The following is a 12868-nucleotide window of genomic DNA, read 5'->3' as shown; positions in this document are numbered from 1 at the left end:
AGCCGTGGTCGAGCAGCACACCCCGCGATCCCTGATCGTCACGTTCTACGGAGCCTACGGGCGGGCCTTCGAGGGCCCGGTCCCGGTGTCCGCGCTGATCCGCCTGCTGGGCGCGGTCGGCGTGGACGCCCCGTCGGTCCGCTCGTCGGTGTCCCGGCTGAAGCGGCGCGGCTTCCTGCTGCCCGCGCGCGCGGCGGACGGTTCGGCGGCGTACGGGCTCTCCGAGGAGGCGCAGCAGCTGCTGGACGACGGCGACCGCCGGATCTACGGCAGTCCGCGGCTGTCGGACGAGTGGCTGGTGGCGGTGTTCTCCGTTCCGGAGCAGGAGCGGAGCAAGCGGCACCTGCTGCGCTCCCGGCTGGCCCGGCTGGGGTTCGGCGCGGTGGCGCCGGGCGTGTGGATCGCCCCGGCCAGGCTGGCCGAGGAGACCGCGCACACGCTGGAGCGGCTGCACCTGACGCCGTACGTGGAGCTGTTCCGCGGGGCCCACCTCGGCTTCGCGCCGAGCGCCGAGGCGGTGGCCCGCTGGTGGGACCTGGCGGCCCTGGCCAAGCAGCACGAGGAATTCCTCGACCTGCACGAACCGGACCTGCGCGCCCTCCAGTCGGGCCCGGAGCCGACGCCGGAGGAGGCCTACCGCGGCTACCTGTTCGCGCTGGACTCCTGGCGGCGCCTGCCGTACGCCGACCCGGGCCTGCCGCGCGAGCTGCTCCCGGCGGGCTGGCCGGGCGACCGTGCGGCGGCCGTCTTCGCGGAACTCCACGCACGGCTGCGCGATCGCGGGGCGGCCTTCGCGCAACCGTAGGCGGCGAAGGCCGCGTCCCGAGGGGTTGTGACAGATCCCGATCCTCCTCCGCACCCACCGGCGCCCCCGGCGCAGCCGCAGTCCTCGTACCGCAGCCCCGCGGGGCCGCCCGGGAGGCGGGCCACGGCCCTGCTGCTGGTGACGGCGACGCTGGTGGGAGCCGCGGCCGGGTGCTCCGCCATCGCTCTCGCCTCCCGCGCCCGCGCGTACTGCGACGCCGGCTGGGAGGCGGGCGGGCGGTTCGAGATGACCTTGCTGCTGTGGCTGGTGGTGCCGGGATGCGCGTTCCTGTCGCTGCTGATCGCCTTCCTCAGCCGAAAGCTCCCCCTGCTGCTGCGCCCCGTGCCGTTCCCGCTCGTCCTCGCGCTGGTGGTCCTCGTGTTCTTCGCCACGGAGGGGACGCTGGACGGATACCCGGGGAACCCGGCGCGGTGCGGGCCGGACAACGTGCCGCCGTGGTGGCCGGGTTGGCTGCCGGCGTGACGGAAATCCGGATGCGCGCCGGCTCCCCGTCCCGCCACGATGGGCCATGACCTGGACCTTCACCTCTGACCTCGCGGCCTATCTGGCCGCGGCCCATCCGACCGTGGCCGCGCGGCCCGTCTCCGACACCCTCATGCTGACCGTGATCGACGCGCTGAAGCGGCGCGGGAGCGGCGCCTACGGGGCCGAGGCGCCCTTCTTCGGCTGGTGGACCGGGGCCGACGGGAGCGTCGCCGGCGCGCTGCTGTGCACCCCGCCGTTCCCGATGCTGCTCGGCGTGGTGCCCGCCGAGGCGGTCCGGGCGCTGGGGGCCGAGCTCTCCGCCGAGCCGCTGCTCGCCGGGATCCGCGCGTTCAACGCCCGCCGCCCGGACGCGGAGGCGCTGGCCGCGGCCTGGGGGCGGCCCACCCGGATCGCGGAGGAGCTCCGCCTGTACCGGCTGGCCGGCCTGGTCGCCCCGGATCCCGCCCCGGCCGGGCGCTCACGTCCCGCCACCGGGGCGGACCTCCCGCTGCTGCTGGAGTGGATCGAGGCCTTCCACAAGGAGGCCGGCGCGCACGGCCGCGCCTCGGAGGCCGCCCTGCGCGACCGGATCTCGTACGGCGGGGCCCTGCTGTGGGAGCACGAGGGCGCGCCGGTCTCCCTGGCGGGCTTCTCCCGCCCGATCTGCTCGGCCTCCCGCATCGGCCCGGTCTACACCCCGCCCGCCCTCCGCGGCCGCGGCTACGCCGCCGGGGTCACCCACGCGGCGACCCGGGCCGCGCACGCGGCCGGCGCCGCGGAGGTCCTCCTCTTCACCGACCTGTCCAACCCCACGAGCAACGGCGTCTACCAACGCCTGGGCTACACCCCGGTCGAGGACCGCGCCGAGGTCATCCCCGTGTGAGCGGGGGCGGAGGAGAAGGAGGTGGAACCGGTCCGAACTTTCCGCCGGCTGCCGCCCGCCCAGCCTGGAACCCGAGCCGAAATCGACGGTGCTCCCGACACCCGTTGAGGAAGGCGACGACGATGCCGACGCCCACAGGGCAGACCACGCCGAAGAAGATGAGCGCGACGACGAACCACTGGCCCCCCATGACCACCCCACCACCTTGAACGCGTTCAATCTGAACACGTTCAAGGTAGAGGCATTGCTGCCGTTCGTAAAGCCGGCAGGTTCAGCCGCGGCCCGTCGGGGGTTTGCGGCTGCCCGCGCGGTACGGGGTCGGCCAGGGGGCGGCCGGGCCTTCGTAGGACTGGTCGGCGGCCGCGTGCAGGGTCCAGTGGGGGTCGTAGAGGTGGGGGCGTCCGAGGGCGCAGAGGTCGGCGCGGCCGGCCAGCAGCAGGGAGTTGACGTCGTCCCAGGAGGAGATGGCGCCGACCGCGATGACGGGGACGCCGAGCGCGTTGCGGATCCGGTCGGCGTACGGGGTCTGGTACGAGCGCCCGTACTCCGGGGCCTCGTCCGCGACCACCTGTCCGGTCGAGACGTCGATGGCGTCGGCGCCGTGCGCGGCGAACGCGGCCGCGATCCGCACCGCCTCCTCGGGCGAGGTGCCGCCGGGCGCCCAGTCGGTCGCCGAGAGGCGGACCGTCATCGGGCGGTCCTCGGGCCAGACGGCGCGGACCGCGTCGAAGACCTCCAGCGGGAAGCGCAGCCGGTTCTCCAGGGTGCCGCCGTAGGCGTCGGTGCGGTGGTTGGTCAGGGGCGAGAGGAACCCGGAGAGCAGGTAGCCGTGGGCGCAGTGCAGTTCCAGGAGGTCGAACCCGCAGTCGGCGGCCCGCACGGCGGCGGCCGCGAACTCGGAGCGCAGCGCCACCAGGTCCGCCTCGTCGAGGGCGCGCGGGAGCGCCGAGACGCCCGGCCGGTACGGCAGCTCGGAGGCGGCCACCAGCGGCCAGTTGCCCTCCGGGAGGGGGTCGTCCATGCCCTCCCACATGACCCGGGTCGAGCCCTTGCGGCCCGCGTGCCCGAGTTGGACGCCGAGCGCGGTGCCGGGTGCGCAGGTGTGGACGAAGTCGGTGATCCGCTGCCAGGCCGCCGCCTGCTCCTGGGTGTAGAGGCCGGCGCAGCCGGGGGTGATCCGTCCCTCGGCGGAGACGCAGACCATCTCGGTCATGACCAGGGCGGCCCCGCCGAGGGCCCGGGCGCCCAGGTGCACGAGGTGGAAGTCCCCGGGGACGCCCTCCACGGCCGAGTACATGTCCATCGGCGAGACGACGACCCGGTTGCGCAGGGTCAGGCCGCGCAGGGTGAGGGGGGTGAACATCGGCGGGGTGTGCTCGTCCGGGCAGCCGAAGTCCCGTTCCACCGCCCGGGTGAAGCGCTCGTCGCGCAGCCGCAGGTTGTCGTGCGTGACCCGGCGGCTGCGGGTGAGCAGGTTGAAGGCGAACTGCCGGGCGGGCTGGTCGACGTAACCGGCGACCTCCTCGAACCAGGCCCGGCTCGCGGCCGCGGCCCGCTGGGTGCTGGCGACCGCGGGGCGGCGCGCCGCCTCGTACGCGGCGAGGGCGGCCGGTACGTCGCCCTCCGCGCCGGCCACCGCTTCGGCGAGCGCGAGCGCGTCCTCGACGGCCAGCTTGGTGCCGGAGCCGACGGAGAAGTGGGCGGTGTGCGCGGCGTCGCCGAGGAGCGCCACGTTGCCGTGTGACCAGCGCGCGTTGACGAGGGTGTCGAAGCGGGTCCATGCGGAGCGGTTGCCGCGCAGCGGTCGTCCGCGCAGGGCCTCGCTGAAGGTCTTGGCGCAGCGGGCCGCGGACTCGTCCTCGTCGCAGAGGTCGAGGCCGGCCGCCCGCCAGACCTCCTCCCGCATCTCCACGATCACCGTGGAGGCGTCCGCCGAGTAGGGGTAGGCGTGCAGTTGCATGACCCCGTGCTCGGTCTCCGCGATCTCGAAGCGGAAGGACTCGAAGGCGAAGTCGGCGGCGAGCCAGATGTAGCGGCAGCGCCCGGGGGTCAGGGTCGGCCCGTAGTGCGCGGCCCCGGCCTCCCGGATCGCGCTGTGCACCCCGTCGGCCGCGACCACCAGGTCGTACCCGGCGGCGAGGTCCCGCACGTCGGGGGCCGCGGTGCGGAAGCGGAGCCGGACGCCGAGCCCGGCGCAGCGCTCGTGCAGGATCTGCAGCAGCCGGCGGCGCCCGATGGCGGCGAAGCCGTGGCCGCCGGAGGTCAGGATCCGGCCCCGGTGCACGACGTCCACGTCGTCCCAGCGCACGAACTCGGCGCTCAGGGCGGCGTAGACGACGGTGTCGGCCCGCTCGATGCCGCCGAGGGTCTCGTCGGAGAGGACCACGCCGAAGCCGAAGGTGTCGTCCGGGGCGCCCCGCTCCCAGACCTCCACGCTGTGGCCCTGGCGGGCCAGCAGCGCGGCGGTGTACAGCCCGCCCGGTCCCCCGCCGACGACCGCGACCCGCAGGGCGCCCGGAGACACGCGGCACGTCGGCATCCGGCTACCTGCCCTTCCAGGCGGGCGGCCGCTTCCCGGTGAAGGCCGCGTGGAACTCCGCGTAGTCCTGGCCGTTCATCAGCAGGGCCTGGGTGGCGGCGTCCAGCTCCACCGACGCGGCCAGCGGCATGTCGAGCTCGGCGGTGAGCAGCGCCTTGGTCTGCGCGTAGGCGAGGGCGGGGCCGGCGGCCAGGTGCGCGGCGAGTTCGGCGGCCCGTACGTGGGCCTTGCCCTCGTCGGTGAGCTCGCTGAGCAGGCCGATCCGTTCGGCCTCGGGGGCGCGTACGGGCTCTCCGAGCATCAGGAGGCGGGTGGCGTGGCCGAGGCCGACGACCCGGGGCAGCAGGTAGGCGGCGCCCATGTCGCCGCCGGAGAGGCCGACGCGGGTGAAGAGGAAGGCGAAGCGGGCGGTGGGGTCGGCGATGCGGAAGTCGGCGGCGAGCGCGAGGACGGCGCCGGCGCCGGCGGCCACCCCGTGCATGGCGGCGATCACCGGGAAGGGGCATTCGCGGATGGCGCGCACCACCTGGCCGGTCATCCGGTTGAAGTCGAGGAGCTGGGCGGTGTCCATGGCGAGGGTGGCGCCGATGATCTCGTCCACGTCCCCGCCGGAGCAGAAGCCGCGGCCCTCGCCGCCCAGGACGAGGGCGCGCACGGAACGCTCGCGGGACAGTTCGGCGAGCAGATCGCGCAGGTCGGCGTAGGCGCCGAAGGTGAGCGCGTTCAGCTTCTCGGGGCGGTCGAAGGTGACGGTGGCCACGCCGTCCTGCCGGGTTACCCGGAGGTGGTGCCACCGTTCGGTCGCTGCTGTGGAACCGGTGAAGGGGCTCACACGACCGACGGTATCAGCAGATCCTGACTTCCGTCACAGAAACGCGACACGCGCCTCCACGGCGAGCCCGCCCCGCCGACGTATGACTATGCGTCACCGAGGGCGGGCCGGCCGAGCGTGGCGACGAGTACGGCCTTGATGGTGTGCAGCCGGTTCTCGGCCTCGTCGAAGACGACGGAGTGCGCCGACTCGAACACCTCGTCGGTCACCTCCAGGGACGCGAGCCCGTGCCGCTCGTGGATCTCACGGGCCACCTTGGTGCCGAGGTCATGGAAGGCCGGCAGGCAGTGCATGAACTTCACGTCCGGGTTCCCGGTGGCCCGCAGCACGTCCATGGTCACGGCGTACGGGGACAGGGCCGCGATCCGCTCGTCCCAGACCTCCTTGGGCTCGCCCATGGACACCCAGATGTCGGTCACCACGAAGTCCGCCTGCGCGACCCCCTCGGCGACCTCCTCGGTCAGGGTGATGCGGGCGCCGCTGCCCTCCGCGAGCTCCCGCGCCGCGGCCACCACCGGCTCGGCCGGCCAGTAGGCCCTGGGCGCGACGATCCGTACGTCCATGCCCAGCAGCGCGCCGGTCACCAGGTACGAGTTGCCCATGTTGAAGCGGGCGTCGCCGAGGTAGGCGAAGGCGATCCCGTCCAGCGGCTTGGCGGTGTGCTCGGTCATGGTGAGCAGGTCGGCCAGCATCTGGGTCGGGTGCCAGTCGTCGGTGAGGCCGTTGAAGACGGGGACGCCCGAGTGGGCGGCGAGCTCCTCGACGGCCTGCTGGCTGTCACCCCGGTACTCGATCCCGTCGAACATCCGGCCCAGCACCCGCGCGGTGTCCTTGACCGACTCCTTGTGACCCATCTGGGAGCCGGCGGGGTCGAGGTAGGTGGTGTGGGCGCCCTGGTCCGCGGCGGCGACCTCGAAGGCGCAGCGGGTCCGCGTCGAGGTCTTCTCGAAGATCAGCGCGATGTTCCTGCCCTGGAGGAGGCGCTGCTCGACCCCGGCCTTCTTGGCCGCCTTCAGTTCGGCGGCGAGCTCGATCAGGCCGCGGAACTCGGCGGCCGTGAAGTCGAGCTCCTTGAGAAAACTGCGGCCGGCGAGGTCGGTGGCCATGGGGTCGCTCCAGCGTCACGGTGACAGGGGGTGTTGGAAGTCTATACGATCCTCTGTATTGATATACAGAGACCCCTTCCCCATCTCCCCCCGCCCCCCTCTCCCGGGCCGGTGGCCGCCCGGGGCCTCAGACCGCGTCCCGCTCCACCGGACAGCTCATGCAGCGCGGACCGCCCCGGCCCCGGCCCAGTTCGCTGCCCGGGATCTCGATCACCTCGATGCCCTGCTTGCGCAGGTGCGTGTTGGTCGTCACGTTCCGCTCGTACGCGACCACCACCCCCGGCTCCACGGCCAGCACGTTGCACCCGTCGTCCCACTGCTCGCGCTCCGCCGAGTGCACGTCCTGCGTCGCGGTCAGCACCCGGATCGAGTCCAGGCCGAGCGCCGCCGCGATGGCCCGGTGCATGTGCTCCGCCGGGTGGTCGGTCACCTTCAGCTCCTGCGGACCGGCGCCCGGCTCGATCGTGTAGGAACGGAGCATGCCGAGCCCCGCGTACTGAGTGAACGTATCTCCGTCCACCATCGTCATCACCGTGTCCAGGTGCATGAAGGCCCGGCTCTTCGGCATGTCCAGCGCCACGATGGTGGTGGCCGAGCCCGCGGCGAACAGGCCCCGCGCCAGCATCTCCACCGCCTGCGGCGTGGTGCGCTCGCTCATCCCGATCAGCACCGCGCCGTTGCCGATGACCAGCACGTCACCGCCCTCGATGGTCGAGGGATAGTCCGCCTGCCCCTGCGACCAGTAGTGGAAGGCACCTGAGGTGGTGAAGAGCGGGTGGTGCTTGTAGATCGCCTCGAAGTGGACGGTCTCGCGCTGCCGGGCCGGCCAGCGCATCGCGTTGATGGACACCCCGTCGTAGATCCAGGCGGAGGTGTCACGGGTGAAGAGGTGGTTGGGCAGCGGCCCGAGCAGGAAGCCGTCGGTGTCCAGGGCGTGGAAGCGCACGGACACCGGCTCGGCGTGCCGCTCCAGGAACTCCCGCTTGGTCATCCCGCCGACCAGCGCCTCCGCCAGCTCGGCCGAGGGCAGTCCGTCGAAGACGGACCTCAGGTGGTCGGTGGCGAGCGGCCCGTACTCCTTCTCGTCGAAGACCCGGTCCAGTACGAGGTGTCTCGCCTCCGGGATCTCGAGGGCCTCGCACAGCAGGTCCCCGAAGAGGTGGACCTCCACGCCCCGGTCCCGCAGCACGTCCGCGAAGCCGTCGTGCTCCTGGCGGGCCCGGCGCACCCACAGCACGTCGTCGAAGAGGAGCGCGTCCTTGTTGCTCGGTGTGAGCCGCTTCAGCTCCAGGTCGGGCCGGTGGAGGATGACGCGGCGAAGCCGCCCGGTCTCGGAGTCGACATGGAATCCCATGCCGTACACGTTCGCAGACCGGGCGGCTTTTTGACGTGGCGTCCGCTCAGCGAGGGGTGCCGAGGCCGAGAAGCGCCGACGGGGCGCCGGTCAGTTCCGGGGTGGTCAGGCCCAGTTCGGGCGCGGCCAGGTTCGGGATCCCGGAGTTGGAGGCGTCCGGCATCGTCAGCAGACCGCCGGCGACCAGCCCGGGGGTCCGGGCGAGCAGGCCGGTGGCCGGGGCCTCCACGGAACCCTCGCCGTCAGTCTCCGGCTTGCCCAGCAGGTTCGGCACCGGGGAGGTGACGAGGGTGCTGCCGAGCTCGGTGCCGATCGGGACCACCGGGAGCAGCGGGGTCGGGAGCATGTCCCCCTTGTGGAAGCGGGGCGCCTCGGGCGCTCCCACGACCGGCATCGGCACGCCCGTGCCCACGCGCGGGGTGTCCACGCCCAGCGTGGTCTTCACGGCGTCCAGCGGCACACCGACCGGCACCGAGTCCGCCGCGGCCGGGGTGGCCGCGCCGGCCGCGGCCATACAGGTCATGAGCGCCGCAATGCTTCCGCGCGCGGTCATCTTCATAAGTGACGTTCCGTCCTTCCAGGGTCGCGGACATTCCGCTGCCCTGGATGAACGATCCCGCCGGTGGGTTTCCCGGAGTTCTCCGCGAAAGTTCCCCCATACGACCTAATTAGCGGCCGTACGGGGGCCACCCCTTTACGGGTCGTGCTGACGCGGCCCGGCCCGGTCGCGGCGGAGGCCCGCTCCCCTCAGCGGCCCGCTCCCCTCAGAGCCGCGGGTCCACCGGCTCCGACTCCAGGGCGAGCACCGCGAAGACGGCCTCGTGGACCCGCCACAGCGGCTCCCCGGCCGCCAGCCGGTCCAGCGCCTCGAGCCCGAGCGCGTACTCGCGCAGGGCGAGCGAGCGCTTGTGTCCGAGGAAGCGCTCGCGCAGCCGCTCCAGGTGGTCCGCACGGGTGTACTCCGGACCGTAGATGATCCGCAGGTACTCGCGTCCGCGCACCTTGACCCCGGGCTGCACCAGGCGGCCCTTCCCGTCCCGGGCGTACGCCTGGAGGGGCTTGACCACCATGCCCTCGCCCCCGGCGGCCGTCAGCTCCAGCCACCAGTCGGTGCCCGCCCGTACGGAGTCCTCGTCGGCGGTGTCCACCAGGATCCGGCCGGTGCGGCGCAGCAGCCCCGTCCCTGCCGCCTCGTCGGCGGCGACGAGGCGGTCCAGCCAGAACAGCTGCTCGTCGTGGGGCACGGCGGCCAGCGACCGGCCGGCCGCCGCCAGCAGCTGGAAGGGCGCGAACCGTACGCCGTCCAGCCCGTCGGTGGTCCAGCAGTAGCGGCGGTACGCGTCGGTGAAGGCGGCCGCGTCGGCCGCCCGGCCGCGCTGGCGCTCCAACAGCTCCCCGGTGTCCATGCCCCGGGCGGCGGCCGCCTCCAGGGCGGCGATCGCGTCCGGGAAGACGGCGCCCGAGGCCGCGCCCACGGCGGCGTACTGGTTGCGCAGCAGTCCGCCGGACTTCAGGGACCAGGGCAGCAGTTCCCCGTCGAGGAGCAGCCAGTCCGTGCCGAGCTCCTCCCAGAGGCCGGCGTCGGTGACCGCCGAGCGGAGCCGGGTGAGGACCTCCTCGGTGACCTCCGGATCCTTGAAGAAGGGCCGCCCGGTGCGGGTGTAGACGGAGCCGGTCGGGCCTTCGACGCCGAAGCGCTCGCGGGCCGCGTCGGCGTCCTTGCAGACCAGGACGGTGGCGCGGGAGCCCATGTGCTTCTCCTCGCACACGACCTGGGCGACGCCGTCCGCGCGGTACTGCGCGAAGGCCTCGGCCGGGTGCTCCAGGTAGCCGTCCTCCCGCGAGGTCGCCGTCGGCGCCATGGTCGGCGGCAGGTACGGGACCAGCCGCGGGTCCACCGCGAAGCGGCTCATGACCTCCAGGGCCGCCGCCGCGTTCTCCTCGCGCACGTTGACGTTGCCCAGGTGCCGGGTCTCCACGACCCGGCGGCCGTGCACGTCGGCCAGGTCGAGCGGGCGCCCGTCGTGCCCGCCCGGCGCCTCGGCGGCGAGCGGGCGCGTCGGCTCGTACCAGACCTTCTCGGCCGGTACGTCGACCAGTTCGCGCTCCGGCCAGCGCAGCGCGGTCATCTTCCCGCCGAAGACGGCTCCGGTGTCGAGACAGATGGTGTTGTTGATCCAGGCGGTGTTCGGGACCGGGGTGTGGCCGTAGACCACGACGGCCTTGCCCCGGTAGTCCTCCGCCCACGGGTAGCGCACGGGCAGGCCGAACTCGTCCGTCTCGCCGGTGGTGTCCCCGTACAGGGCGTGCGAGCGGACCCGGCCGGAGGTGCGGCCGTGGTACTTCTCGGGCAGGCCGGCGTGGCAGACCACCAGCTTGCCGCCGTCGAGGACGTAGTGGCTGACCAGGCCGCGGATGAACTCCCGTACCTCCTCGACGAACTCCGCCGGCTCCTGCTCCAGCTGCTCGATGGTCTCGGCGAGGCCGTGGGTCCGCTGGACCTTGGAGCCCTTGAGGTGGCGGCCGAGCTTGTTCTCGTGGTTGCCGGGCACGCACAGGGCGTTGCCGGACTTCACCATGCCCATGACGCGGCGCAGCACGCCGGGGCTGTCCGGGCCGCGGTCGACGAGGTCGCCGACGAAGACGGCCGTGCGGCCCTCGGGGTGGACGCCGTCCTCGTAGCCGAGCTTGGCGAGCAGGGTCTCCAGCTCGGAGGAGCAGCCGTGGATGTCACCGACGATGTCGAAGGGGCCGGTGAGGTGGGTGAGGTCGTTGAAGCGCTTCTCCAGGACCACCTCGGCGGTCTCGGCCTCCTCGACGGTGCGCAGGACGTGGACCTTGCGGAAGCCCTCGCGCTCCAGGCCGCGCAGCGAGCGCCGCAGGTCGCGGCGGTGGCGCTGGATGACGGCGCGGGGCAGTCCGGCCCGGTCGGGGCGGGCCGCGTTGCGCTCGGCGCAGACCTGTTCGGGCAGGTCCAGGACGATGGCGATGGGCAGGACGTCGTGCTCGCGGGCGAGGCTGACCAGCTGACGGCGGGCGTCGGCCTGGACGCTGGTGGCGTCGACGACGGTGAGGCGGCCGGCGGCGAGGCGTTTGCCCGCGATGTAGTGCAGGACGTCGAAGGCGTCGCGGCTCGCGCCCTGGTCGTTCTCGTCGTCGGAGACCAGGCCGCGGCAGTAGTCGGAGGAGATGACCTCGGTCGGCTTGAAGTGCTTGCGGGCGAAGGTGGACTTGCCCGATCCGGTGGCCCCGATCAGGACGACGAGGGACAGGTCGGTGACGGGAAGTACGCGGGTGCGGTGGGTCCGGTTCTCGGTCTCGGTCTCGGTCTCGGTCTCGGTGGTCATGCTGCCTCGCCCTCCTTCGGGGTGTCGGTGGCGGTGGCGGTGTCGGTGGCGGTGGTCGTGTCGGTGGTCGTGTCGGTCTGGGTGAAGACGGCCATCTGGGTCGGCGGGCCGACCTCGGGGTCGTCGTCGCCGACGGGGACGTACGCGACCTCGTACCCGTGGCGCGCCGCCACGGAGCCGGCCCAGGCGCGGAACTCCTCGCGGGTCCACTCGAAGCGGTGGTCGCCGTGCCGGACGTGCCCGGCGGGCAGGGTCTCCCAGCGGACGTTGTACTCGACGTTCGGGGTGGTCACGAGGACCGTGCGGGGGCGGGCCGAGCCGAACACCACGTACTCCAAAGCGGGCAGCCGCTCCAGGTCCAGGTGCTCGATGACCTCGCTGAGCACGGCCGCGTCGTAGCCGGCCAGCCGCTTGTCGGTGTAGGCGAGCGAGCCCTGCAGGAGGGTGACGCGCGAGCTCTGCCGCTCGCCCAGCCGCTCCAGGCGCAGTCGCCGGGCGGCCGTGTTCAGGGCCCGTACGGACACGTCCATGCCGATGATCTCGGTGTACGCGGGGTCCTTGAGCAGGGCCTGCACCAGCTGGCCCTGTCCGCAGCCGAGGTCCAGCACCCGCTGGGCACCCGCGGCGCGCAGCGCGGCGAGGATCGCCTCGCGCCGCTGCACCGCGAGCGGCACGGGCCGCTCCTCGGTGTCCCGCGTCTCGTCCACGGCGTTGTCGAGCTCCTCGACCTCGCTGCCGTCGGCCTCGGCGAGGCGGACCAGCTCCAGGCGCTCGATGGCGTCCTGGGTCAGCCGCTTGTGGCGGGCCAGGTAGCGGGCGCTGATCAGCCCGTTCTCGGGGTGGGTGGCGAGCCAGCCGTCTCCGGCGCGCAGCAGCTTGTCGACCTCGTCGGGGGCGATCCAGTAGTGCTTGGCGTCGTCGAGGACCGGCAGCAGCACGTAGAGCTGGCGCAGGGCGTCGGCCAGGCGCAGCTCCCCCTCCAGGACGAGCCGTACGTAGCGCGAGTCGCCCCACTCGGGGAACTGCTCGTCGAGCGGTAGGGCCTCGGCCTGTACGAGGTCCCAGCCGAGCGGGTCGAACAGCCGGTGCACGAGCGCGGCCCCGCCGCGTGCGGGCAGCACCGGGATCTCGATGCGCAGCGGCAGCGCCCGCTCCGGGAGTTCCGGACGGAGGGCGCACTGGCCCTTGAGGGCGGTGCGGAAGACTCCGCTGAGCGCGACGGCGAGCAGCGAGGAGGCGGCGTACGGACGGTCGTTGACGTACTGCGCGAGCGCGGCGTCGGGGGCTCCGCCCCGGCCCTTGCCCTGACCGCGCCGCACGAGTGCGACGGGATCCACCTCCAGCAGCATGGCCGCCGTGCACCGTTCGGCCGTGGCCTCGGGGTAGAACACGTGGGCGGTGCCGTGGGAGGTGGAGAACGCCTGCGTCTTCCCGGGATGCTTGTGCAGCAGGTAGCCCAGGTCGGTGGCGGATCGTTCAGGGGAGCCGGTGGTGGAGATCGTCAGGAACACACGAC

10 protein-coding genes are annotated in these 12868 nt (G+C 73.2%); 3 read left to right on the top strand and 7 right to left on the bottom strand.

Features of this window, described 5'->3' with window-relative positions:
- The first annotated feature begins 4 nt into the window (after nt 1–4).
- Genes AB0D29_RS22940 through AB0D29_RS22930 form a run of 3 tightly spaced genes read left to right on the top strand, consistent with a single transcriptional unit; the run spans nt 5 to nt 2174 of the window.
- A complete protein-coding gene (locus tag AB0D29_RS22940; protein ID WP_362856647.1) occupies nt 5–805 on the top strand; it encodes a PaaX family transcriptional regulator C-terminal domain-containing protein in 801 nt (266 codons plus the stop codon).
- A gap of 27 nt (nt 806–832) precedes the next feature.
- Entirely contained in the window at nt 833–1288 is a 456-nt protein-coding gene (locus AB0D29_RS22935) for a hypothetical protein (protein ID WP_362856645.1), read from the top strand.
- A 46-nt stretch (nt 1289–1334) separates the two neighbouring features.
- Nucleotides 1335–2174, top strand: a complete 840-nt coding sequence (locus tag AB0D29_RS22930) for a GNAT family N-acetyltransferase (protein ID WP_362856644.1) — start codon at nt 1335–1337, stop codon at nt 2172–2174.
- A 271-nt stretch (nt 2175–2445) separates the two neighbouring features.
- On the opposite strand, the gene AB0D29_RS22925 is transcribed toward AB0D29_RS22930, so the two are convergent.
- From AB0D29_RS22925 to AB0D29_RS22895, 7 genes are all read right to left on the bottom strand, one after another.
- Complete coding sequence (locus tag AB0D29_RS22925) at nt 2446–4713, bottom strand: bifunctional salicylyl-CoA 5-hydroxylase/oxidoreductase (protein ID WP_362856643.1); 2268 nt, start codon at nt 4711–4713, stop codon at nt 2446–2448.
- A 4-nt stretch (nt 4714–4717) separates the two neighbouring features.
- On the bottom strand, nt 4718–5545 hold the full coding sequence (locus AB0D29_RS22920) for an enoyl-CoA hydratase family protein (protein ID WP_362856642.1): 828 nt from the start codon (nt 5543–5545) through the stop codon (nt 4718–4720).
- An 86-nt stretch (nt 5546–5631) separates the two neighbouring features.
- Complete coding sequence (gene argF, locus AB0D29_RS22915) at nt 5632–6651, bottom strand: ornithine carbamoyltransferase (RefSeq protein ID WP_362856641.1); 1020 nt, start codon at nt 6649–6651, stop codon at nt 5632–5634.
- A 127-nt stretch (nt 6652–6778) separates the two neighbouring features.
- The gene (locus AB0D29_RS22910; RefSeq protein ID WP_351287404.1) at nt 6779–8005 is read right to left on the bottom strand and encodes an arginine deiminase; all 1227 of its coding nucleotides are present in this window, start codon (nt 8003–8005) and stop codon (nt 6779–6781) included.
- 46 nt (nt 8006–8051) lie between these two features.
- A complete protein-coding gene (locus tag AB0D29_RS22905; RefSeq protein WP_362856640.1) occupies nt 8052–8528 on the bottom strand; it encodes a hypothetical protein in 477 nt (158 codons plus the stop codon).
- Between the two features lie 241 nt (nt 8529–8769).
- Nucleotides 8770–11352, bottom strand: a complete 2583-nt coding sequence (locus tag AB0D29_RS22900) for a polynucleotide kinase-phosphatase (RefSeq protein WP_362856639.1) — start codon at nt 11350–11352, stop codon at nt 8770–8772.
- Nucleotides 11349–12863 carry a 3' terminal RNA ribose 2'-O-methyltransferase Hen1 gene (locus AB0D29_RS22895; RefSeq protein WP_362856637.1) on the bottom strand — a complete coding sequence of 505 codons (1515 nt, stop codon included), beginning with the start codon at nt 12861–12863 and terminating at the stop codon, nt 11349–11351. The genes AB0D29_RS22900 and AB0D29_RS22895 overlap by 4 nt, the downstream gene beginning before the upstream one ends.
- Between the last annotated feature and the right edge of the window lie 5 nt (nt 12864–12868).

Source organism: Streptomyces sp. NPDC048424 (assembly GCF_040651555.1).
Lineage (GTDB): Bacteria > Actinomycetota > Actinomycetes > Streptomycetales > Streptomycetaceae > Streptomyces.
This window is presented reverse-complemented; position numbering and strand designations above follow the sequence as displayed.

Bases quoted from the DNA above. Each gene is read 5' to 3' on its own strand.
- AB0D29_RS22930 (WP_362856644.1), top strand. From the start codon at position 1,335: ATGACCTGGACCTTCACCTCTGACCTCGCGGCCTATCTGGCCGCGGCC.
- AB0D29_RS22925 (WP_362856643.1), bottom strand. From the start codon at position 4,713: ATGCCGACGTGCCGCGTGTCTCCGGGCGCCCTGCGGGTCGCGGTCGTC.
- argF (WP_362856641.1), bottom strand. From the start codon at position 6,651: ATGGCCACCGACCTCGCCGGCCGCAGTTTTCTCAAGGAGCTCGACTTC.
- AB0D29_RS22910 (WP_351287404.1), bottom strand. From the start codon at position 8,005: ATGGGATTCCATGTCGACTCCGAGACCGGGCGGCTTCGCCGCGTCATC.
- AB0D29_RS22905 (WP_362856640.1), bottom strand. From the start codon at position 8,528: ATGACCTGTATGGCCGCGGCCGGCGCGGCCACCCCGGCCGCGGCGGAC.
- AB0D29_RS22900 (WP_362856639.1), bottom strand. From the start codon at position 11,352: ATGACCACCGAGACCGAGACCGAGACCGAGACCGAGAACCGGACCCAC.